Raw genomic sequence first — 22,449 nt, forward strand, 5'->3', positions numbered from 1 at the left:
GATTGTTGATGCCAGCGCCTGCAACTTTGGTCTGATCTGCAAGAGTGATTGCCCACAGGGAGCTATCTGACGTCCATTTAGCGCCTATCCGAATCATCCATGACATCACGACGGATGAACCTCGGCGATTGATGTCATGCGATTCACGAGGAGGGGTGAGGCACCGCCTAGCCCCTCCTCTACGACGATAGTCACGGAGCGCCGATCCGACCTATCCTGTCAACACCTTCTCCATCACCAGACTTGACCAGCTCAACCGGGAACGCCAGCCGTCTAGACGCCAGATTTCGCGGTAGCCAAGCCGCTGGTAGAAGCGTTGGGCAGCCGTGTTATGCTGCAACACTTGCAGACGAGAACGTTCCAGCCCGCGTGCCTGAATCTGAGCTTCCAGCGCGCTCATCAATAGTTGTCCGGCACCTTGACCCCGCACCGGCGCAGATACAACCACTGAATGGATCAACGCACTGTGTCGGTTCGTGTGGCGATACACTCCAAAAAGGGTACGAACAACCGCCATCGCTAGCTTGAGTGTCGGTACTAGCCCAAGCTCACGCAGCGCCACTGCGATCGTTCCCTGTGGCGCACGTTCGTAAGCCGGTTCGGTAGGAAACTGCACCATACCGGTTCCGACAACCTGCTGCTGCTCATCACACACAACCAGTCGATGCTGCAGTGCAGCTTCACCGTTTGCACGCAGGGTGTAGGCCAGGAGCTGTTCCTGACCACATTGGGAGCCGCTCAGTAAACCGGGTAATTCGGCATGATACAGTTCAACAATCAGGCGAGCCAGGGCGGGTATATCGGCACTGGTCACAGGGCGAACGATAAAAGCAGGCATACGATCCGACCCTTACACTGTACAAATGGCGCATCCCGAACCTATCGCTCTGGTACCCAAGGTGGTGATTGCCGGTTGAGAAATGCGCGTACCCCGGCCTGACCTTCAGTACCGGTACGGGCAGTGGCAATGGCCTCAACCGACAGGCGACGTATTTCTTCGATGGAACCGGTACGAACCACCTGTAGCAGGGCTTTACTGAGCGCAATTGCCCGTGGCCCGCCACGTAAGAGGTCACCGACCACCTGGTCTACCGCCTGATCGATCTGAGCTGAGGGAACTACTTCGTGCACCAACCCGATAGCCAACGCCTGATCCGCTTTGATCCGCCGCCCGGTCACAAACAGTGCACGAGCGTGACCCAAACCAATTTTGGCAGTGACAAAGCGGGCGATCACCGCTGGCAGCAATCCCAATCGTACCTCGGTGAGACCAAAGGTTGCCTCTTCAGCAGCAACGACATAGTCGGCACAACAGACAAGCCCTACACCCCCGCCAAGGGCAGCTCCATGCACGCGCGCAACAACCGCCTGCGGTAATGTATCGAGGGCGGTAAACATTTCATCGAGCCGCGAGGCGTCGGCCAGATTTTCCTCACGCGAATAAGCAAGACTGGCCTGCATCCAGTTCAGATCGGCGCCGGCGCAAAATGACTGTCCCTCACCTTGTATAACGAGCACGCGGAGCACCGGATCAGCCCGAATCTCAGTGCAAATTTCGGTAATGCCAGCAATCATCTCAGGGTTAAACGCATTATGCACTGTTGGCCGTTGTAATGTTAGGGTCGCAACCGGCCCGTCACGGGTGAGTGTAAGCACTGCCATGGCGATTCCCTTCCTTTGGTTACAAGTACCACCTTACCGAACTCATTGCAGGAGCGGCACAGCGCAAAGATAGTGACCATCGCAACGCTCTAATCCCTTCACAAGACCTACTCTAGGGGCAATTCGACACTCTCTAATACCTCAGCCAGTATATCGGCGCTGGTACGACCACGCAACGTCGCTGCCGGGCGCACCAACAACCGGTGTTGCAAAACCGGCACAGCCAACGCCTTGTAATCGTCAGGCAGCACATAATCGCGCCCGGCCAATACTGCCCGTGCCTGACCGGCGCGAAACAATGCCAGAGTCGCCCGTGGACTCATCGCCAATGCCAGATCGGGGTGATGACGCAGAGCATGAGCCAGGCGAACCAGATATTCGCGTAACGATGGCGCTACCCGCACCGCATAGATCATCCGTTGCAAATCGGGAAGTCGCGAACCATCAACTGCTGCCGTCACCTTGAAAATAGGATGCTCACCGGCCAGCAGTGTCAACATGTGCAATTCTTCTTCCGGCGAAGGATAACCGAGGCGTATTTGGAGCAGAAACCGATCAAGCTGTGCTTCCGGTAAAGGAAAGGTGCCCTCAAACTCAATTGGATTCTGAGTTGCGATCACTAAAAACGGCTCTGGCAAACGATGGGTCACTCCATCGATACTCACCTGTGCTTCCCCCATCGCCTCGAGCAACGCGCTTTGTGTGCGCGGTGTAGCACGATTAATCTCATCGACCAGCACAATATGACTAAACAACGGGCCAGGTTGGAACACGAACTGACCGTTCTGAGGTCGGTAAACACTCACCCCCGTGAGATCGTTGGGCAGCAGGTCTGGCGTACACTGCACCCGCTGAAAACGCAGCCCTAACGACAGCGCCAGGGTTCGAGCCAGCATAGTCTTTCCAACCCCAGGAACATCCTCGATTAACACATGACCACCACACAGCAGTGCGATCAACAAGAGATCGATAGCAGCAGTCTTACCAACGATCACCTGTTCCACATTTGTCCGCACGCGCTGGACAAAATCGGTAAGCAGGTGCAGATTACTTAGCGAGGGAGAACGTTGTGCATTCACGAGAAGATATTCCGTCAGCTAAAAGCGATCTTCGATAGACAGATTATACCCGATTGGCAGAATTGGTTGACACCCCATATCGCACATTATCCCACATTATCCCACATTATCCCACATGGGTTACGGTGGGTGTTAAACATTATACGAGCAAATGTTCTACATCTGCGGTGGATGATTCTCGCCTACATCTAACGGCAAGGACAGTTCAAGTGTGTAACACTTAGTCGTTGTTCTGTCGTCACTCAGCCGCATTTGCTCTGCCCACCCTATTATGTACAGTTTCACCAGTAGACTGCTATCTATTGCGGGATACCGTTGCGGTTTTGGGATGACCGATGATCTGCCGTCCGTATCTTTACGATAGCAAATTAGCATTCTCGCGAGTTGTCTGATTCAAGTTTGATAATAAGGACGATCTGAAAAATCTGCTTGCAGGGGAAGATTGGTCTAGGTGCCGCAGCGCAGCGTCCGGACATCCATCGCAGCGTTTCTTTCGTCGGAGCCGTCGCTAACTCTACGTTCTAGAGCTGGCAACGCAGAGATTGACAAAGGTGATGGTATGGTGTATCCTTGTCTTCAAATATTTAACAAATCTATTGAAAATATGAACAGAGCGGCAAAAGAACAACTCTTTCAACAAATCGCCATAGTGACCCAGGCACTTGCCAATCCTCATCGCCTCGAACTGCTAGATCTGCTCGTGCAAGCACCTCGCAGTGTCGAACAGCTTGCTCTTGCCAGTGGAATGAGCATAGCTAACACTTCACAACACTTGCAACGCTTGAAACAGGGCGGTCTGGTGATCGGCGAAAGGCAGGGAACGACCGTTCGGTACCGTCTGGCCGATCCGGCGGTGGTACGTCTCTGGAGCGAGGTGCGCAATATTGCCGTACAGCAACTTGCCGGTGTCGATCGGGCAATCGAACGGTACCGACCCAAACGTCAACAATTTCCGGTCATTTCAATGGAAACATTGCGAGCAGGTATCAGACGTGGCGAGATTTTTCTCCTTGATGTACGTCCGGCTGAGGAATTTGCTGCTGCTCATCTGCCCGATGCAACTTCGATCCCGCTTACCGAACTGCCAACCCGAATCGATGACTTGCCGATGGATAAGCTGATAGTGACCTATTGTCGTGGCCCACTCTGTAGCTACGCTGATGAGGCGCTATCACTCATCTTCGCTAGTGGTCGCCGTGGTGCACGTTTAGAGGAAGGGATTGCTGAATGGCAATTGGCCGGATATCCGATTGTGCAGACGTTGTAGCGTAAGCCATATATGTAACGCTCTACCACTAGTGATTCTGATGCCTCTAAATGAGTTACAATCCGTAGTACCTACACGCACCCTCGGTCTGCGTGAAAATTGGTCGCAGTTTACCCTGCTGGTACTCGTCAACGCCTTTGTTGGCGGGATGGTCGGTATTGAGCGAACGGTTTTACCACTATTAGCTGGAGCTGAATTTGGGTTAGCCTCACATCTTGCTACCCTTCATTTCATTGTCAGTTTTGGGTTGGTGAAAGCCATCACAAACTTGTTTGCCGGAGGAATCAGTGAACGAATCGGACGTAAACGAACACTTATTGCCGGTTGGCTCAGTGGGCTGCCCGTACCGCTGATCATTATGTTTGCCCCTGACTGGAGTTGGGTCGTTTTCGCAAATGTCTTGCTCGGCATAAACCAGGGATTATGCTGGTCAACGACTGTTATCATGAAAATTGATCTGGTAGTACCAACTCGCCGCGGCCTGGCGATGGGGTTAAATGAGGCTGCCGGGTATCTGGCAGTCGCCCTGGCAGCACTGGGAGCCGGGTATCTGGCAGCAGTAACAAGTCTTCGTCCAGAACCGTTCTGGCTCGGTATCATATTTGTACTGGCCGGATTACTTATTTCAGTCTTTTTTCTACACGAGACCAAAGACTTTGTGGCCCTGGAAGTCCATCAACATCATCGTGCCACATCCACTACGTTTCAACCAGAAACTTTTACCAGGGTATTTTTGCTAACAAGCTGGCGAAATCGTAACCTCTTTGCAGTGAGTCAGGCAGGTCTGATCAACAATCTCAACGATGGTATGGCCTGGGGCCTGTTCCCGGTTTTCTTTGCTATGGTCGGCTTATCGCTTAGCGAAGTAGGTATTCTGGTGGCGATATATCCGGCAGTTTGGGGATTGCTACAACTTGTGACCGGTGCCATATCCGATCATATCGGGCGGAAAAAGCTGATTGCTGGTGGGATGCTGATACAGGCGATTGCTATCTGGCTCTTACCGACAACCAACAACTTTTGGGAATGGGTTGGCGCGAGTGCACTGCTAGGGGTTGGCACAGCGCTGGTCTATCCGACCTTGTTAGCGGCAATTGGTGATGTTGCTCATCCGAGCTGGCGTGCTACCGCAGTAGGGGTTTATCGCTTTTGGCGTGATAGCGGTTATGTGATCGGTGCCTTACTGGCAGGCATTCTAGCCGATACCCTGGGCATATCCTGGTCAATGTGGGTGATTGGTGCCCTAACTTTTCTTTCTGGCGTGTTAGTAGCAGTGATCATGAGAGAACAGGGAGCAGTGATGTGAAAGGGGCGCAGCACCGCTGCGCCCGTCCATCAGGATGGATTGGTGGGGGCGTCTTTTACTCCTCGGCAAAGAGCGGTGTGGAGAGATAACGCTCACCATTTGAAGGCACGATAAAGACGATCAACTTCCCGGCGTTCTCTGGGCGGCGGGCAACGCGCAAGGCAGCCGTTGCGGCAGCACCGCTCGAAATACCGACCATCAGCCCTTCTTCGCGTGCCAGACGACGTGCCATCGCAAAGGCATCTTCATTACTCACCTGCTGAATCTCGTCGAGAATACTGGTATTCAGAACATCAGGGATAAAACCGGCACCAATGCCTTGAATCTTGTGGGGGCCGGGTTTACCACCTGACAATACCGGTGATGCCTCTGGTTCGACCGCTACAATCCGTAGACTCGGTCGACGTGGTTTAAGCACTTCACCAATACCGGTCAGCGTGCCACCGGTACCGACGCCACCGACCACAATATCAACCTGCCCATCGGTGTCACGCCAGATCTCTTCGGCTGTCGTCGCCCGGTGGATAGCCGGATTGGCCGGATTCTTAAATTGCTGCGGCATAAAGCTATTCGGGATTTCAGCCAGTAGCTCTTCGGCACGAGCAATTGCACCGCGCATCCCCTCGCTGCCCGGTGTTAATATCAGCTCGGCGCCAAAACCGCGTAGCAACTTACGCCGCTCGATACTCATCGTCTCAGGCATCGTCAGGATCAACCGGTAGCCACGGGCTGCCGCTACCAGTGCCAGGCCGATACCAGTATTCCCACTTGTCGGCTCGATAATGACCGTCTCGCCAGGCCGAATGCGACCTTCACGCTCAGCAGCGTCAATCATCGCCAGACCGATCCGATCCTTGACCGAGCCAGCCGGGTTGAAAAACTCGAGTTTGGCGACTACAGTTGCGTGCGTGTCGTTTACGCGATTCAGGCGCACGAGTGGGGTGTTGCCGATGAGTTCGGTGATAGAGTTGTAGATACGGGCCACGGTAGGCTCCTTTGCACTAAACAGCGATGAACTTCTGTGTCTATTGTACGCAGATAGACGTAGAATGTCAATTTCTTGTGCAAGAAAGTCAAGTTTTAGAATGACAACAAAACGTGAAGATCATGCTATACTTGGCAACACAATCACGAACCATTGCGAGACAGAGAGGAAACCATTATGCGCGGTCGTGCAGTACGGGCGGTTGATCGAGCCGGGGGCGGAGAAGAGGCCATCCGCCTGACTCGCTGTGCAGGAACCTGGCTGGCCGACCCACCTGATGCAGCCGAACAAGAGCGTATTGCTGCGGCAGTACGTGCGCTGAATGGTCAACGAACATTGGCCCTTGAAATGCACCGTGATCCGGCAGCACTCGATACCTACTGTGTTGAACTCTTTCGTGATCCGATGTTCGATCCCCTGCACATCGGGCCAGAGATCATTCGTCGGATTATCGATAAGCTGGGTGAACCACCGGTCACCGATGAGACAAACATTACTGCCTTCTCAACCTATTTGCAGCAGGCAGTGCTCCTCTTCGCCTTACCCAATCCACGACGCCTCCTGGCAGCACAGTTACGTCGCTATCTCCCCCGCTTTACCGAAGCTGGCGACTGGAAAGCGGCAGTGGCTATCGATTACAGTGCGTTCCGTACTTCGCTTGGGAACGAGGTGACGCCATTCCTCGCCCAGATGACTCTCGCCGGACTGGCCGATTATTACGACGAATTGCCAGACTCCTGAACGGCAACGGTATACCAGGTGCTCTTCGCCTCTTAGAGCCTATCCGCATATCTTATATCGTCGCGTTTATGACGGATGAACCTGGCCCCAGTAGGGCGAGGCAACGCCTCGCCCCTACCAGTATCATACCGACGCTGCCACCTCGCAGCGCCGCCCCGCCAGGACGATAGCCGCGGGATGTGCCTGATGGCTGCGCCGCGCCCTTACCAATCTTCTGCTGCGATAGAAGATTTCGCGCCAGGTGCCTATCTGGGTAATCGTCTCACGGTGCAACGACGTTTGGTTTCCAGTTGCAACAATGAAAAATTATGGTATAATGCCTGCGCGTCAGGCCCCCATCGTCTAGTGGCCTAGGACATCACCCTTTCAAGGTGGAGATCGCGGGTTCGAATCCCGCTGGGGGCACCACGTAAGCGCACTGAACCGCCAGTGCGCTTTTTTGTTGATGACCTATTCTTCTGGGACTGACAGAATAGCAGTACTGCATTGCTGTTTAAAATCCTCACGGCAGAGAAAAGCAGCAAACACAGCTACCTTTCCGCAAGAGATTTTTTCTCAGAATCAGTGCACCCCACCTGAAGGAAGGGCTTTTTAAACGATCCTGAACGTGGCTTCACTGCAACGATAGCGGGAGACACGACATAAATGGCATCCAGGCGTTCACGACGATCCCTATCTCGTGCCGTCTGCTGGCAGCCAGGCCCCCTCGCTGCTCCTCACTGCCATGGCATTGGTCGTGCGCCCGTCAACGCTGATTGCCTACCCGACGCTCGGTGTGCACGTTGTATGAAGGGAAGAGGAGGAAGGCGTGAGGGAGGTTAAGCTCGCGCAGGGCATCTAGAGGTCTGCTACGGCGTGGTTGTGAATCGCCTCTTCTGCTCTTGTTTCTCTTCACTCCTTGCCAAATCTGGACAAAATATGTGCAATGTATTGACAAAAGCTGTGAAAGGTCATATAATTTGCGTAGTTAACCTTTTGAGTTGCAATCTATCTCATTGAGAAGAATGGGAACACATCCTATGAAATCACGTTCGTCGTTAACGTTCATTTTCCTGACAATTTTCATCGACCTGCTCGGCATCGGTATTGTGTTACCGTTGCTGCCCGAATACGTCAAAATTGTTGAACGATCAACATGGCCATGGCTGGCTGAAAATCGCGCCCTGATCGTTGGTGCCCTGACGGCTTCGTATGCGTTAATGCAGTTTCTCTTTGCGCCAGTTTTAGGTGCTCTCAGTGACCGGTTTGGCCGCCGACCGGTCCTGCTGCTCAGCCTGATGGGTACCGGTCTGAGTTATCTGGTTTTTGCGCTCACCGAGAATCTGACGTTTCTCGGTGTGGAAACGGTCATCGGCTTGCTATTTCTAGCCCGTATAGTTGCTGGCATTATGGGGGCGAGTATCAGTACGGCGCAGGCCTACATTGCCGACGTCACACCACCGAATGAGCGTGCACGTGGTCTAGGCATGATCGGTGCAGCTTTTGGCCTTGGTTTTATGCTTGGCCCTGCACTGGGGGGTATACTGTCCAACGTAAGTTTACAGGCGCCAGCTCTCTTTGCGGCGCTGCTCAGCTTTGCCAATGTGACATTCGGTTTCTTCCGCCTGCCTGAGTCACTCCCGGCTGATAAGCGGTCACAGGCACAGAAGCGCAATCTTAATCCAATTAGTCGTCTGATGGCAGTTGCCGGTGATGCTCGTGTGCAGCCGTTCATCCTGGGGAGTGTGCTGTTCAACCTGGCCTTCGCCGGTTTACAGAGCAATTTCCCGGTCTATAGTGATGTACGGTTTAATTTTAGCCCTCAGCAAAATGCCTTCATCTTCGCTTTCATCGGTTTAATCGCAGTCATTGTTCAGGGTTTTCTCATCAGAAAGCTTGTCGCTCGTTTTGGCGAAGCCCGCCTGACCATTGCCGGTTTAAGTCTGATGGCCATTGGCTTTGCTGCAACCGGGCTTGCTACTGCGGGTTGGATGCTCTTCCCGGCTATCGGTCTGGTCGCGTTGGGAAGTGGTATGGTTACCCCCTCGCTTACCAGTCTGGTTTCGCAGTCGGTAACGGCTACCGAGCAAGGCTCCATCCTGGGTGGGGTACAATCCTTCAACAGCTTGATGATGGTGGCCGGTCCGCTCCTAGCAGGCTTACTGTTTGACCTTCTAGGCCCTGGTGCACCGTATATCTTTGGTGCTGGACTACTGACCGCAGCATTGACCGTTCTGTTTAGCGCACTGCGCGAGCGGTTCAGCGGACGGTCGCAGCCTGAAGTGGCAACAATATCTGCCGAGTCGATGGTAAATGTTGAGCAGACTTAATGCTCGTGTTAAAGTGATACATACTATCGCGCCTCTTCTTCATAGCAGGAATGGAAACCGTTCCATTCCTGCTTCGCTTTAGAGTCTATCCGGAATACCCTGTCGCAGAAGAAGATCGGTTGGGGCGCAGCGCCGCTGCGCCCATACATCTATCAGGTTTCATCCGCTGTACTGTGAGATAATTATTCGGATAGGCTCTTAGTAACCGCGCAGTGACAGCAGCAGTGGCGGAGTGAGGGATGGGTTTGGAACTCCTCGCTGGCGCACGCTGATGTAGTTTGTGCTATGCACCAGCTACGATGAGCTTGTCCGAATGATCGTCGTCACCGCACAACCGATGAAACTCAGGCGATGGTTTGGAACATGATGGACAATCAGCCTAATGCCAATGGAGTCGCGAGGTGCGGCAATGCGATACTTTATCCCCGCACAACGAACCTCGGTGGATGAGTGCAGCGGTGTCACGATGGATGTGCCCGGTAATGTGCCGTGCGCCAGTGATCACCACCCTACCTCTTTAGAGGGGCGGTTCACGAACCGCCCCTGATCCACTCTATCTCTGCCATGCTCACGCACGTACCGTCATCTACTCTACCTCCACCACTGTGTTCATGCAGCACCAGGTAACAGCGCACTAACTGCGAAGTGTGCCAATTCCACCTCTGTCCCCCTCTACACGCCGACGCATGCGGTCGGTAAGATCAGACACGGCTTGCATCGTCAGGATTGAGATGCGGCAAGAACGTGTTCAGCTACACCCACCTACTCTTCCTCTTGATCGTTATCCTGTTTGCCATTTCCTCCATCAAGGAAGATAACCTCCTCTGCCCGCACATAAGTCCGTGAGCGTGGTTGACCACTCTCTTTATCATGCCAGCTATCTGTTCGCAGACTGCCCATCACCATCACTCGTCGCCCTTTTTGCAAATAGTTTCCGCACACCTCTGCCAACCGTTCCCACGCTTCCACGGTTGTCCATTCAGTTTCGCTCAGACGTTTACCTTGCTCATCACTGCCTGCCGGTCGATTGGTAGCTAGGTTGAAGCGGCAAACGGTAACGCCATTGCCTACTTGCCGTACTTCTGGATCGGCCCCCAGCCGCCCGATCAGCTCTACCCGATTGACCGTACCCCGAAAGCTGCGCATCATCGTCCTCCTTCAGCTATGACTTGCCCCCAGCAAATTACTGGTCTCATAAATAAATCGTAGAAAGCGGCCAAAAGTTACACGATCTGTGAGAAAAATGTAAAAAAAGTCCCCGAAAAGCACCGCGCTGAGTATAATGAGAATCATGACGAACCTATCTGAGTCAACCAATCCGAGCGGCAATTCTGGCCTGACATCACCAATTGCTACAATTCTGGCATCGAGCAAGACAGTGCTCTCGTCGCTTGATTTAGGTGATGTCTTACAGCGCGTGCTGGCTGTCACCCGTGAGCTGAGTGAAGCCGATGTGGTCTCAATCTGGTTACTCGATGAGCAAGGCGAATGGTTGACAACAGCAGCAACTCTGGGTCTTGAAAGCCAACCAGATCATAAGCGCACGTTCCGTCTGCGGGTTGGCGAAGGGGTGGCCGGCTGGGCGGTCGCCAATCGCCAGATTCTGCAGCTCACCGATCCGGTGAACGATCCACGTTACATTCAACAGCTTGATCGGCATCCGTCAGCGATTCTGGCTATTCCTCTGATTGTGCGCGATCATTGTTGCGGTGCGCTCAGTCTGGCCCGGTTTATCGGATCGGTACCGTTTAGTCAAGAGCTGATTGAGACCATCTCGATCTTTGCCGATCAGGCGGCGATTGCTATCGACAACGCTAACACTGCCCAGATGCTGCGCCGGGCCATGGCCCGCGAACGGATTCTGCTCGCCAGCATGACCGTTCACGATCCAATTGCCAATATATTGCACGAGTTGACTGCTGTCTTGGGAGTCAGGCCGCAACTGATTACCAGTACCTCCAGTGGTGCAATGTTCGATAATAACGGTCTTCCCGTTACCAGCGAGAACTTTGAGCGTTGGCGGCACGATGGCGCATTGATTGTAGATATACGCTTCGATGGCCTACCGGCCTGGCTGGTAGCCTGTCTTCCAGGCCACTACTGGACGCATAGCGACGCCGATCTGCTGGCGTTTGCCGCCAGTCAAATAATGTATGCCCGTCAACGAGCATACGAACGACAGCTACAGGTTCGATCTGAAGCATTGCACCGTCTGGTAACGCTGACCAATGCCCGCATCGATCAGGTCAGCGTTCTCGATGAAATCCTCGTCGAACTTCAGCGGTTTATCAATTTCGACTCGGCATGTATTTTCGTCGTGCACGATAAAGAGTATGTGCGCTTACTTGCTCAACGTGGTCTACAGTCGAAATTCGATCAAGTGACCCTTTACGCCGGACCTGGTTCGCTGATCAACGAATTGCGGCAAATGGGTACGGTAATCTACTATCCTGACGTTCAACGTCTGTCGAACTGGCAAAAGGTGCCCGATAGCGACATTATCCGCTCGTGGATAGGGGTTCCGCTGCAAGTCGATCAGGCAACGATTGGCGTGCTAACGATTGACAAATGGACACCTGACGCCTTCACTACAGAAGATATTGCCACCGCGCAGATGTTTGGTGAACAGATTGCAGTGGTCATTAATAATGTCCGGCTCCTACGTGAAGCCCAGGAACGAGCACGTCAGTTCCAGGTTCTCCAGCAGTTTACAGTGCGGATCGGGACCTTGCGCGATGTTGATCGGTTGCTCCACGAGGCGGCTCAACTCCTGCATAAATCGTTCGGTTATTATCAGGTCTTGATCAGTGTTGTCGTCGAAGATCATCTGGAAGTGCGTGCAGCCTGTGGTCAGCTTAAACTCGATCCACAGACATTTCCGCCAAGACCGGTTACAATGGGGATTAGCGGCTGGGTCGTTCGACATCGTCAACCGGCTATTGTGAATGACGTTACCCGTGATGCACGGTATGTCCTTCATCCCAGCTTACCGGCCACGGCTGCCGAAATGATCGTGCCCATCCTGGTTGACGAGCGTGTCTTTGGGATCATTATCATTGAGAGTGCGGTAAAGGGTATCTTTGGTCAGGGCGATCTTGAACTGGTGATGGCGATGGCACATCTGATCGGTGTCACTATCACCAATCTCGCCCATGACGCTGAATTACAGCGAGTCCGTGAACAGTTAATTGAACGTGACCGATTGCGTGCACTTGGTGAATTGTCGAGTGGGGTGGCTCACGACTTCAATAATTTACTGGCGAGCATCCTTGGTCACGTTCAGTTATTACTTGAGGAAACCGATGATCCCCACCTCGAAGAGGGGTTGCGCGCCATAGAGTTAGCTGCGCTTGATGGTACTGCCACTGTCAGGCGATTGCAGGGCTTTGCCCAAACCAGTCGCTCGACACCGGATAGTGCAGTTGATCTGAATCGGGTCGTTGAAGAAAGTCTGGCCCTCACCCGACCGCGGTGGCGCGACGAGGTGCAGAGCCGTGGTGTGCCTATCGCAGTGCATACCGATTTGGCCCCGCTACCGCTGATTGCCGGTGATGCGTCGGCGTTGCGTGAACTTGTGATCAATCTCATCTTGAACGCCATTGATGCCATGCCGAACGGTGGTACGATCACGCTGCGCACGTCGCTTGCCCCAGCACGACTGTTAGGTGAAGCTGCCGTTATGCTAGAAGTGCAAGATACCGGTATTGGTATTGATCCAGCCCTTCACGAGAAAATCTTTGCACCGTTCTTCTCAACCAAAGGTGTTCGCGGTACAGGAATGGGATTGGCCATCGTGCGCGGGATTGTGCAGCAACATGGTGGACGGATCGAGGTAGAGAGTGCGCCGGGGGCAGGCGCACGATTTCGAGTTTTACTACCGATTGGTACGCCACCGGTATCTGAGCCAGAGTCGCGACCGCCGGCTGGCACACCAGCCCTTCACATTCTAGTTATCGATGATGAGGAGGCAGTGCGTAATGTATTAGTACGTATTTTGCAACGGATCGGCCACCACGTCGATGCTTTTGCCTCCGGTGAGGATGCGCTGGATGGGTTCAGCGCCGGTCAGTATCAGCTCGTCTGTACCGATCTTGGGATGCCGGGTCTATCGGGATGGGACGTTGCCGCCCAGATTCGCCGCATTGATCCGTTGGTACGCATTGTGCTGGTAACCGGCTGGAGTGAGCAGATTGATCGTCATGAAGCGCGCTTGCGCGGGGTTGATGCGATATTATCGAAACCGTTTACCATTCAACAAGTGCGTTCGCTCTTAGCTGAGTTATTGAATGATGTGTCATAGTTCATGATTCGATGGTTCCAGCAATCTTACATCTCTTTGTGAAGTTGGCTGTTCACTATGGTGGGTACTCTGGTTGTGGCAACCCTATGGGCAACCGCGCAACCACTGCCAGAGTCGGCTATTCTGAGTGCTGATGCTTTGATTATCAACGCTGCCGATGGCATTGATGTGGAAACGCTAGCACAAGCGCACGATTTGTTAACAGCTCAGGCAGTGCAGTACGCTTACCTGGCCGGATCGCAGGCGAATCTGGTCGCTCACGATTTCATACACAGCGGCGTTGGTACCGAACGACTACGATACCTCGATAGCGTAACGAGCCTGCTGGCGAGTGCTCGTGCTGATGGGTGTCGGCGTCTGATCGTGGTGGCTCCGTATGGGCAGCAACTGGCCCTGGTTCGTCAGGCGCAAACGATGGGCTTCAGGGTGATGGCCCTTACCGGTGATCGATCACCCGAACCTGGCGAATGGCTATAGGCAACCGTTATGTACTGGCAGACATTGCTGCACTGAACGTGCGTATCAGCTTCATACACCGTATCTGATAAATACCTGTCTGATAGAATATGCGCCGGTAACAGACAACGATAGGTATATTCTTTGTCGGAATGTATTTTTTTTTTCTGTAGAATGTTTAATATTCAAACATCAGTTCATAGTTTCACGTAAGCGATATTTCGCATTATAGAGCAACAAATTGGTGTGCTTGTTGGCAATTCTTGACAAATAGCGAAAGATATATTACTATTTCGATACCTTTGCGACGCTACGCTGTGCTAATACATATGTTCTACAACACAGTGTGAACGCCGATAAGAAGCTGAAGTGCGACTGATACATTCCTGATAAGGCCCACTCAGTCGGCTTCGCATCCCAACCTGCCAATCCCCAGTACCACCAGGTGCGTGGTCGTGGTTCAAAACCCGTACACTGGCCGATTGGCAGCGAGAAAGAGGAAAAACGCTCCATGATTGAGCTACAACACGATCGCTCGGCTGACCTACTTCCATTAGAACTTCAACGTCTTCGCGAACGTGCTGTTCACTATCGGAGTAGGTATCTACAACTGTCGCGACCGTTTGCGACGATTGCTTCGTTCATTCGTACTGCACCAGAACTGCAAAACAGAATTCGTAAGCTTCCCGTCCGGTATCTCCTCCATTCGGTAGTCACGCTCCTCTTTCCGGTTGCCCTCCTGTTAGGGCAGTTGCCACTACGACCGGTAAAACCAGCAGTGATGGCGCCAACAAGAGCACCGGTAGAAATTAGTGGTGCTGTACCGATCATTATTCCCGGCCCACTCAATCTTGATAGACGCCGGAATGGTGAGGTGGTGGGCGATCCACCACTTGACGTCGATGAGGCATTACCGGTACCGCTGACCATCCTCTCGCGCAGTGAAATCAATGCACCGCTCATCGTGCCGGCAACCGTAACTGCCGATGTAGCGAAGGTTCGGAATGGTCCTGGTCTGGCTTACGATGATGTAGCCCGCATCACGGCCGGAGCTACGATTGAGGTCGTTGGTCGCTATGGTGAGTGGTTGCGCTTCCGTACTGCCGATGATCCCACGCTGCGCTGGATTGCGGCTGAGTTGGTTGATCTGCCTGAAGCGGTCTTTTATAACCTCAAACCGGTCGCCGAGGCCAATATTCCGCCGCCGCCGCCACCGCGCGTGGCGACCGTGCGGGAAGAGGGTCTGAACCTTCGTGATGGTCCTGGTACCAATTACGTCAGTATGAAGAAACTCTCTGCTGGGGCGGAGCTAAATCTAGTTGAGCAGTACAACGGCTGGTTTCTGGTTGAGACCGGTGGCTTATACGGCTGGGTGACCTCAGAGTTCCTCACTATTGCGCCGGGTGTGGTTGAACGAGTTCCGGTTGCGGCCTCTATTCCCGATCCTAATCCACCGCTCGTCGGTGCCGTGCTGGAAAATTCGGTCAATTTGCGCAAAGGTCCCGGCTCTGCGTATGAGCGGATTGGCGCCGTTAATGCCGGTACCGAAGTGAAACTGCTTGCCCGACATAAGGATTGGTATCGGGTTGAGCTGGCCAACGGTACGAAAGCCTGGATCTACGCCGAACTGTTACGGGTTGCACCGATGGCTGCCCGGCGGGTTCCGTACACCAATGATATTCCAGCTTTACCGAATCGCAGTCGGTTGGCGAATACCGGTCCGGTCAATATCCCGGCCAGTGGTGATGTTGCCAGCTATGCAGTTCAATTCGTTGGCTATCGTTACGTGTGGGGTGGCTCTAGCCCACGCAGCGGTTTCGATTGCAGCGGGCTTACTTCCTATGTTTATCGGCAATTCGGCGTGAATTTACCTCGTACTGCTGCCGCTCAGTTTAATTCTCGGTATGGAGCGGTGATCAGTAGTCTGAACAATCTCGCTCCTGGCGATCTCCTATTCTACGCAACCGGTAGGTCGCGTGGTATTTCACACGTTGCGATCTATATCGGCAACGGTCAGATGGTGCACGCGATGTCACCGGCCTACGGTGTGCAAATCTCTAGCATTTGGGGGTCTTACTGGACGAGTCGTTTTGTCGGCGCGCTCCGGCCGTATCGCTAGACGAGTCGACAAATGATGATGGTGATGAGGGGGCGGGTTTCGCATCCGCCCCTCATCATTTTCTGATGTTCCTGCACACAGAGATAGTCGTTCCGCACCTGCTTTGCTTGTACTGACCAGCAGTGGGGTAAAGAGAGATGATCACAAAGAGAAACGACCGCCGTTGTGTGAGCAGAAGCGGTCGTTGTCATTCCCAAAGCTTGCCACAATGCATCCGGCTAACCGGAGACTCCTCTTTGCCGAGCTGGTGAGGCGCATTACCATATTAGCGGGCGCGCGTTCGGCCCCGAACGCCAATAAGCAGCAGCGCAGCGAGTAGAACTGTCGAAATCCCAATAAAGAGAGCTGCTGCATCAATGGTGAGAATTCCAGTTCGTACAAATGTCCCCAAACCGGGAATCATCCAAACCAGCCAGCTACAGACGATCACGGCGCGTTGTTCAAGCGCCGATAGTTGTCGGGCACCAATTGCCAAGACTGCCGTCGCTGCCCAACCGATTAATCCGAGCAAAAAGCCTTGCAGTTCCATGGAAACCTCCGCGCTGCTGCACCGCAATACCCGATCAGCTCTTCATTGAACCTGAGGATAGCCATCGCCTGATGGCCGTTTGCCTGCATCATAGCAGAAGGTTTGGATGATTTCAACAACTAAAACCGGAAATATTTTGTGCAAAATGTCTAAATTCTACAACCGAATGTAGCGAATGAGAAGCGCCATCGCTGTGATCAGAATCACCAGCAGCAACGAGAAGCGTCGGATCGTCAGCAAGATTGGATCGGCGCGCACAAGTTCCTCGGCGTCGGGAAAGAATTGCGCCAGATGGAGCAAACCGAGCACGATAATGATCAGGGTCAATACCACGCTTCCGGTTAGCAGCCAGGCAAAGCAGAGCAGTAATGTCATCCCAATAATGCTCCAGTAGGTGAGATGATTGCCCATATCTGGGCCGTTATGTCGCTGCGGTTGTTCCATCGTGAACTCCTTTTGAGGTAGGGTATGAGATATTTTCAGTATAGCGTGAGTCTGGAGTGGGTGTCTATCGTGTTGTAGCCGGTTGTTCTGGCAACTCCTGGTAATTCACCGGTAACTATTCCTTTGTAGACTACACGACAAGGTAGTATTGGAGACATTCTATGAACTCTTTTCTGCTCAGGTGGTTGTGGTGGTTAGCCTGCAGGGTGCAGCGTCGTGTGCGGTTGCCATTTTTACCCCCTAGCACTCGGCGGGTGGCACTTCTGATCGATGGTGAAAATTGTGCTGCAACCTGTGCTCTGGCCACTCTGAAGGTTGCCGAGCAACAAGGTCGGCTGGTGGTAAAGCGTGTGTACGCAAACTGGTCACGACCGGGTACCCAGGCCTGGATTGAGCCGGTGGCTCGCTACCAGTTGCAACCGGTTCACCACGAGCGCGTTTCTGCCGCCAAGAATGCTACCGATATTTTGCTCGTGGTTGATGCGATGGATATGCTTTACAACCAATTCATCGATACGTTTTGTTTAATTACCGGTGATAGCGACTACACCCCGTTGGTGAAACGATTACGTAAAGCCGGTAAAGAGGTGATCGTCATTGGTGATGAACGAACTGCTGAGTCCCTGAAAGCGGTCAGTAGTCGTTTTGTTTCACTCAAAGGGGAAGGAGTAGTCGGCAAGACGAACAATGCCTCTATCCCTCCTGCAATACCAACTGATCAGGGTGAACTCACGACACAGACGACCCCAGAGCCCGCTACCGCAGATGGCTATCTTCCGCCTACTGCACTGCAACCCGCTGCTCACAACAGCAACAGCCAGCACACTAGGACCCCGATGGTGACATCTCCGCCAGTGCAGGCGCCGACCCGACCGTTGCGTGAAGCTGTTGTTTTACTCAGTAAAGCTATTTTACAGGCGACAAAACGTGATGCGGAAGGTTGGGTGAGTGTTGCCGTCATCGGTCATGAACTCAGAAAAATTGATCCAACGTTTCGTCCGAATTGGTTTGGACACGCCAGTTTATCGAAGCTGGTGGCTCATTGTAGCCAAAAGGTTAGTCTGTTTGAAATCCGCACGCAACATAACAACCAGCTTGAAGTGCGGTTACGCCGGACACAGGGTTGATTCGGGAAGGGTTAGGTAGGCGCAGGTCTGGATTTACGTTCCCTGCCTGATTGAAAGAGATACCCTGATATATTCTATCCGAACAAGTTCCTCTTCTTTGCGCTTTGGATTCGTTTCCATCTCGCTGTTTCCACCCTCGCCGGTAATGGTTTTAGGCTACAATACAATCGGAATGTGAAACTGGTCATCATAACCCTGATTCCAGTAGAATGAGTTCCCATGATCGAAGCGATTCATCTCGGTAAGCAATTCGGGGATTTTGTTGCGGTACGCGATCTGAATCTGGTTGTGCAGCCAGGTGAGCTAGTGGCATTGCTGGGGCCAAACGGCGCCGGTAAAACGACGACGGTGCGTATGCTGGCAGCGATCTTGCCACCAGGGAGCGGTCAGGCTCGTATCTGTGGCTACGATGTGGTCCGCGATGCCCAACGGGTACGGCGTATGGTTGGCTTGCTAACCGAATATCCCGGTTTGTACGGGCGGATGGCGGCGCTGGAATACCTGGCCTTCTTTGGGGCGTTGCTCGGTCTCGATGCAGTCGAGTGCCGTCAACGCAGTGAGGTACTTTTGCGCCAGTTTGGTTTGTGGGAGGTGCGTAACCGTCAGCTTGAAAGTTTTTCTAAAGGGATGCGCCAGAAAATGGCGCTGATTCGGGCAATGATCCACGATCCACCGGTGCTCTTTCTTGATGAACCAACAACGGCGATGGATCCCCAGAGTGCCCGTACTGTGCGTGATGCAATTGGTGAGTTGCGCGGTGCGAAACGGAGTATTCTGCTGACGACCCATAATCTGAGTGAGGCGGAAGAGCTGGCCGACCGGATTGCAATCATTCGTGGTGGGCAGATTATTGCCTGTGGTTCGTTTGCTGAGCTAAGCCAGCAGTTACTCGGTGATCCAATCTTTGAACTCCGTTTGGTACATCCTGATGATCAGGAACGTGCTGTTGCACTGGTACGCGATTTGGTGGATGTACAGATAATTGACGGTGATCGATTGAGCTGGCAAACTGCTGAACCTCAAGCGCTAAATCCGGCTATTCTCCAGCGATTGACGACAGCCGGGATTAGTGTGTACAGTTTGGCGGAGCAACCGCGTCGATTAGAAGACCTTTATTTGCGGATTGTGGCAGAAGATGAGGCTCCGCACGCCTCGCATTCCCGGTGAAGGTGATGAAACGATTTTCTCTCGCACGTTCGGTTATGCTCTTGCGTCCGCTTCAGCCACTCCCGGCGTGGTGGCTCATTACGCGCCGCGAATTGCGTGATACCCTCACTGATTGGCGCTTGCTGACACCGCTAGGTTTGCTGTCGCTGGCGCTTCCATTTCTGGTTTCAGCGGCGGCACTTGCGCTGATCCGATTTACCGAACAACTCGAACTGGCTATCCAGATTATTCCGTTCGCGATCTTGCTGGTTGGCTTTTTACCGGCTGGCTTTTCGCTCATTCTAGCGCTAGAGTCATTTGCCGGTGAACGTGAGCGGAATACGCTTGAGACACTGCTGGCAATGCCGCTGAGTGATCGTGAATTGTACCTTGCCAAGCTGATAGCAGCGCTGGCGCTTCCGCTCATCGGTGCACTCCTCAGTCAGGTGGTCTTTGGGGTGGTGATGCTCCTGTTTGCGCCTGATGTAGCATTGGTTGCCTTTCATCCGCTACGTCTGCTGCTCTTGTTGGCGTTGGTGCTGACAATGGCAATGGTGATGGTGAGTGGTGCGGTGATTATCTCTTCGCACGTCACTACGGTACGGGCGGCCAGTCTGCTCTCTAGTCTGATCCTGGTACCCCTGGCGTTGTTGGTACAGGTGATCGCTTTTCTGATCGTCGGCAATCATTGGGATGGGGTGTTCGGTATCTGGTTGGGATTGAATGCGCTGGTTGGTCTGCTCATCCATACAGGTATGCGGGCGTTTAGTCGGGAAGAACTGCTGGCTCGTGAACAGATCCGTCGTCCGTGGTTTGGGTGGTTGCAGCGGCGATCACGGCGGCAGATAACACACTTTGGCGGTCATCCGGTGTGGATTGTAGCCCGGCGCGAGATGATAGAAATTACTCGTGACTGGCGTTCGCTGACGTTGCTCAGTTTTCTGGCCGTTTTAATGCCGGTCGGTCTGAATGCAGCAATCATTGCTATCTTGCCCCAGCTCGATGATCCCCTGGCATTGGGGCCACTGGTTCCGTTCGTCGGTGTACTGGCCGGCTTTGTGCCGATGAGCTTTGCGCTAGTGGCGGCGCTGGAGTCGTTCGTTGGGGAACGCGAGCGGAATACGTTTGAGGCGCTCTGTGCGTTGCCGATTTCTGATTGGCAGCTCTTTTTGGGGAAGATGGTGGGAACGCTTCTGATTCCGCTGATTACTGCCCTGATCACCCAGCACCTCTTTTATGCCCTGGTAGCGATCAATGTTCCGGCCCTTTATGCCGATGGCATGTCGCCGGCACTATTGGGATTGATGAGTCTGTTGACGATCGTCGTGGCAGTTGGTCTGGTATCGGGCGCGGTGAGCTTTTCGATCCACGCCGGCAGTGTACGGGAAGCCTCGATGATGGCCTCGGCAGTCTTACTGCCAACCACTGCGCTATTGCAGGCGCAGGCGCCATATTTTATTGCACGGCGGTTCGATGTTGTCTGGTTGGCGATTCTGGCGATCACGGTGGTAGCACTGGCTTTTTTGCGCAGTGGAATGCAGACATTTCAACGTGCAGCAATCTTTTCGCGGAATCGTGAAACGATGAGCTTACGACGGATATGGTCAACGTTTCGGCGTTTCTTCAGCGAGTATCAACCAGCGGGAACACCGCTCTATGCCTATCGCGGATTACCATTCTCGCCATGGCGCTTCTACCGTTATGAGTTTCCAGCCCTGCTTTACGAATTACGCTTACCACTGGCAGTCAGTATGCTGGCCGCAGTGAGTGGAACGGTGCTTGGCCTTACCCTGTCGCAAACGCTGGTGTTGCCGCCGGTCGAACAGGCATTGACAATGCTCGCCTATGGTCCGGCGCCGTCGTTACTCCTGGCAGGTTTTGTCTTTGCCAACAACTTGCGCGTATCCATCTTATCGAACCTGCTGGCGCCGTTCAGTCTGGGAGTGTTTCCGTTTCTCGTGCCGGCGGTTGTCTTTGCGCAGATTGGCTATATCAGCGGGCGCATTCTTGTCCAGAATGGAGCGACCATCGTCGATCCGCTGCAATTCATTGTTGCATATCTGCTCCCGCACGGCGTAATCGAACTGCCTACCTTTCTGATCAGTGCAGCCCTTGGTTTGCGAATGGGAGCTGCGCTGTTGAGCACACCGGGCAATTTTACAGTTGGTGAGAATCTGTTGTGGGCAGCAGCGCAGACGGTCAAAGTCTGGCTCCTGATCATTGCTCCGCTCGTGCTGGTGGCTGCCCTGATCGAAGGCCTGATCACACCATTGGTCATTATGTGGGTGTATTGAGATCGAGGATGATGATCGGCACGGTACGTCCGGCCCGGCGAGCATAGGCGGCAAAACCCGGATAATAACGCACGGCCCGTTCCCATAGCTCCAGATACTCGATGCCAACGGCTTCGCGTGCCCGACAGGAGAAGGTGTGACCGTAGATATTGACATGTACCTGCGGGTTGGCCAGGACGTTGTAGTACCACCCCGGATGGTGCGGGCGCCCAAAATTGGATGCTACCAACACCAGGCGACTTCCATCAGGAAAAAAGATAAGCGGGGTTCGGCGCTGCATCCCGCTACGAGCGCCTGTCGTAATCAGTACAAGCGTTGGATAAAACAGTGATACGATACCGAATCGTCCACCACTGATCCAGAGTACAAATCGGTCAAGTGGCTGGATACACGCGCGGACAAACCAGGCGCCAGGGCGCGTGGCGGACAGACGGGCGATCATCAGTTGTAAACGGCGAAACATTTTCATAACCGTGGAACAGGTCTTTCTGCTTGGAATGCCATGTAGGAGGTACTCCTCGTGCGATTCGGTTTCCCCGGTATGCAGCATCAGGGCATCAGGATGCTGTGGGCACACGTTCTCAACTCGCTTCTACCGCTACAGTGACGGTCATTATTGGCGAGAAATGCTATCGGTCTTTTAGCATTAATACGCTTTTTGCTGAGATAACCTCTCTGTAGGGCA

18 protein-coding genes and 1 tRNA gene are annotated in these 22,449 nt (G+C 53.4%); 11 read left to right on the forward strand and 8 right to left on the reverse strand.

Translation table 11 applies throughout. The features are described from left to right. Window positions 1–211: 211 nt before the first annotated feature. The 3 genes from QTO31_RS05545 to QTO31_RS05555 form a co-directional block, all read right to left on the reverse strand. Window positions 212–838 (reverse strand): GNAT family N-acetyltransferase, encoded by a 627-nt coding sequence (locus tag QTO31_RS05545; protein ID WP_031460074.1) that lies wholly within the window; start codon window positions 836–838, stop codon window positions 212–214. A 41-nt stretch (window positions 839–879) separates the two neighbouring features. Beyond that, the gene (locus QTO31_RS05550; RefSeq protein ID WP_031460073.1) at window positions 880–1,662 is read right to left on the reverse strand and encodes an enoyl-CoA hydratase-related protein; all 783 of its coding nucleotides are present in this window, start codon (window positions 1,660–1,662) and stop codon (window positions 880–882) included. Window positions 1,663–1,769: 107 nt separating this feature from the next. Next, the gene (locus QTO31_RS05555; RefSeq protein ID WP_035419427.1) at window positions 1,770–2,741 is read right to left on the reverse strand and encodes an AAA family ATPase; all 972 of its coding nucleotides are present in this window, start codon (window positions 2,739–2,741) and stop codon (window positions 1,770–1,772) included. Window positions 2,742–3,345: 604 nt separating this feature from the next. Between QTO31_RS05555 and QTO31_RS05560 the strand changes: the two genes are divergently transcribed. Continuing rightward, entirely contained in the window at window positions 3,346–4,008 is a 663-nt protein-coding gene (locus QTO31_RS05560; protein WP_301428384.1) for an ArsR/SmtB family transcription factor, read from the forward strand. 40 nt (window positions 4,009–4,048) lie between these two features. Beyond that, window positions 4,049–5,314, forward strand: coding sequence for an MFS transporter (locus QTO31_RS05565; RefSeq protein WP_301428385.1), 1,266 nt, complete (start codon window positions 4,049–4,051; stop codon window positions 5,312–5,314). Window positions 5,315–5,369: 55 nt separating this feature from the next. On the opposite strand, the gene cysK is transcribed toward QTO31_RS05565, so the two are convergent. Then, window positions 5,370–6,299 carry a cysteine synthase A gene (cysK, locus tag QTO31_RS05570; protein ID WP_301428386.1) on the reverse strand — a complete coding sequence of 310 codons (930 nt, stop codon included), beginning with the start codon at window positions 6,297–6,299 and terminating at the stop codon, window positions 5,370–5,372. 177 nt (window positions 6,300–6,476) lie between these two features. On the opposite strand from cysK, the gene QTO31_RS05575 reads away from it, so the two are divergent. From QTO31_RS05575 to QTO31_RS05585, 3 genes are all read left to right on the forward strand, one after another. Then, window positions 6,477–7,040, forward strand: coding sequence for a hypothetical protein (locus tag QTO31_RS05575; protein ID WP_031461396.1), 564 nt, complete (start codon window positions 6,477–6,479; stop codon window positions 7,038–7,040). A gap of 331 nt (window positions 7,041–7,371) precedes the next feature. Further along, a tRNA-Glu gene (locus tag QTO31_RS05580) sits at window positions 7,372–7,448 on the forward strand. Between the two features lie 611 nt (window positions 7,449–8,059). After that, window positions 8,060–9,349, forward strand: coding sequence for a tetracycline resistance MFS efflux pump (locus QTO31_RS05585; RefSeq protein ID WP_031461395.1), 1,290 nt, complete (start codon window positions 8,060–8,062; stop codon window positions 9,347–9,349). Window positions 9,350–10,111: 762 nt separating this feature from the next. Here QTO31_RS05585 and QTO31_RS05590 read toward each other — a convergent pair. Beyond that, entirely contained in the window at window positions 10,112–10,498 is a 387-nt protein-coding gene (locus QTO31_RS05590) for a single-stranded DNA-binding protein (RefSeq protein WP_236631302.1), read from the reverse strand. A 142-nt stretch (window positions 10,499–10,640) separates the two neighbouring features. Between QTO31_RS05590 and QTO31_RS05595 the strand changes: the two genes are divergently transcribed. The 3 genes from QTO31_RS05595 to QTO31_RS05605 all read left to right on the forward strand — a co-directional run bounded on the left by QTO31_RS05595 (window position 10,641) and on the right by QTO31_RS05605 (window position 16,224). Beyond that, complete coding sequence (locus tag QTO31_RS05595) at window positions 10,641–13,649, forward strand: GAF domain-containing protein (RefSeq protein ID WP_236631303.1); 3,009 nt, start codon at window positions 10,641–10,643, stop codon at window positions 13,647–13,649. A 75-nt stretch (window positions 13,650–13,724) separates the two neighbouring features. Continuing rightward, on the forward strand, window positions 13,725–14,126 hold the full coding sequence (locus QTO31_RS05600; protein WP_301428387.1) for a hypothetical protein: 402 nt from the start codon (window positions 13,725–13,727) through the stop codon (window positions 14,124–14,126). 490 nt (window positions 14,127–14,616) lie between these two features. After that, complete coding sequence (locus QTO31_RS05605) at window positions 14,617–16,224, forward strand: SH3 domain-containing protein (RefSeq protein WP_031461178.1); 1,608 nt, start codon at window positions 14,617–14,619, stop codon at window positions 16,222–16,224. 265 nt (window positions 16,225–16,489) lie between these two features. Here QTO31_RS05605 and QTO31_RS05610 read toward each other — a convergent pair whose 3' ends face one another. Together QTO31_RS05610 and QTO31_RS05615 are read right to left on the reverse strand one after the other, a co-directional pair. Then, a complete protein-coding gene (locus QTO31_RS05610) occupies window positions 16,490–16,753 on the reverse strand; it encodes a hypothetical protein (RefSeq protein WP_031461179.1) in 264 nt (87 codons plus the stop codon). A 156-nt stretch (window positions 16,754–16,909) separates the two neighbouring features. After that, entirely contained in the window at window positions 16,910–17,197 is a 288-nt protein-coding gene (locus QTO31_RS05615) for a hypothetical protein (protein WP_031461180.1), read from the reverse strand. 218 nt (window positions 17,198–17,415) lie between these two features. On the opposite strand from QTO31_RS05615, the gene QTO31_RS05620 reads away from it, so the two are divergent. The 3 genes from QTO31_RS05620 to QTO31_RS05630 all read left to right on the forward strand — a co-directional run bounded on the left by QTO31_RS05620 (window position 17,416) and on the right by QTO31_RS05630 (window position 21,764). Next, the gene (locus tag QTO31_RS05620) at window positions 17,416–18,324 is read left to right on the forward strand and encodes an NYN domain-containing protein (RefSeq protein ID WP_301428388.1); all 909 of its coding nucleotides are present in this window, start codon (window positions 17,416–17,418) and stop codon (window positions 18,322–18,324) included. Window positions 18,325–18,543: 219 nt separating this feature from the next. After that, on the forward strand, window positions 18,544–19,491 hold the full coding sequence (locus tag QTO31_RS05625) for an ABC transporter ATP-binding protein (protein ID WP_301428389.1): 948 nt from the start codon (window positions 18,544–18,546) through the stop codon (window positions 19,489–19,491). 5 nt (window positions 19,492–19,496) lie between these two features. Beyond that, entirely contained in the window at window positions 19,497–21,764 is a 2,268-nt protein-coding gene (locus QTO31_RS05630; RefSeq protein WP_301428390.1) for an ABC transporter permease subunit, read from the forward strand. On the opposite strand, the gene QTO31_RS05635 is transcribed toward QTO31_RS05630, so the two are convergent. After that, window positions 21,748–22,227: a nitroreductase/quinone reductase family protein gene (locus tag QTO31_RS05635; protein WP_301428391.1), complete on the reverse strand. Its 480-nt coding sequence runs from the start codon at window positions 22,225–22,227 to the stop codon at window positions 21,748–21,750. The two genes, QTO31_RS05630 and QTO31_RS05635, sit on opposite strands and share 17 nt — an antisense overlap. Window positions 22,228–22,449 lie beyond the last annotated feature (222 nt).

Origin of the sequence: Chloroflexus sp. MS-CIW-1, from assembly GCF_030444705.1 — a bacterium.
Classification (GTDB): Bacteria; Chloroflexota; Chloroflexia; order Chloroflexales; family Chloroflexaceae; genus Chloroflexus.

Bases quoted from the DNA above. Each gene is read 5' to 3' on its own strand.
- QTO31_RS05545 (WP_031460074.1), bottom strand. From the start codon at position 838: ATGCCTGCTTTTATCGTTCGCCCTGTGACCAGTGCCGATATACCCGCC.
- QTO31_RS05565 (WP_301428385.1), top strand. From the start codon at position 4,049: ATGCCTCTAAATGAGTTACAATCCGTAGTACCTACACGCACCCTCGGT.
- QTO31_RS05625 (WP_301428389.1), top strand. From the start codon at position 18,544: ATGATCGAAGCGATTCATCTCGGTAAGCAATTCGGGGATTTTGTTGCG.
- QTO31_RS05550 (WP_031460073.1), bottom strand. From the start codon at position 1,662: ATGGCAGTGCTTACACTCACCCGTGACGGGCCGGTTGCGACCCTAACA.
- QTO31_RS05560 (WP_301428384.1), top strand. From the start codon at position 3,346: ATGAACAGAGCGGCAAAAGAACAACTCTTTCAACAAATCGCCATAGTG.
- QTO31_RS05630 (WP_301428390.1), top strand. From the start codon at position 19,497: ATGAAACGATTTTCTCTCGCACGTTCGGTTATGCTCTTGCGTCCGCTT.
- QTO31_RS05590 (WP_236631302.1), bottom strand. From the start codon at position 10,498: ATGATGCGCAGCTTTCGGGGTACGGTCAATCGGGTAGAGCTGATCGGG.
- QTO31_RS05610 (WP_031461179.1), bottom strand. From the start codon at position 16,753: ATGGAACTGCAAGGCTTTTTGCTCGGATTAATCGGTTGGGCAGCGACG.
- QTO31_RS05575 (WP_031461396.1), top strand. From the start codon at position 6,477: ATGCGCGGTCGTGCAGTACGGGCGGTTGATCGAGCCGGGGGCGGAGAA.
- QTO31_RS05585 (WP_031461395.1), top strand. From the start codon at position 8,060: ATGAAATCACGTTCGTCGTTAACGTTCATTTTCCTGACAATTTTCATC.
- QTO31_RS05605 (WP_031461178.1), top strand. From the start codon at position 14,617: ATGATTGAGCTACAACACGATCGCTCGGCTGACCTACTTCCATTAGAA.
- QTO31_RS05615 (WP_031461180.1), bottom strand. From the start codon at position 17,197: ATGGAACAACCGCAGCGACATAACGGCCCAGATATGGGCAATCATCTC.
- QTO31_RS05635 (WP_301428391.1), bottom strand. From the start codon at position 22,227: ATGTTTCGCCGTTTACAACTGATGATCGCCCGTCTGTCCGCCACGCGC.
- QTO31_RS05595 (WP_236631303.1), top strand. From the start codon at position 10,641: ATGACGAACCTATCTGAGTCAACCAATCCGAGCGGCAATTCTGGCCTG.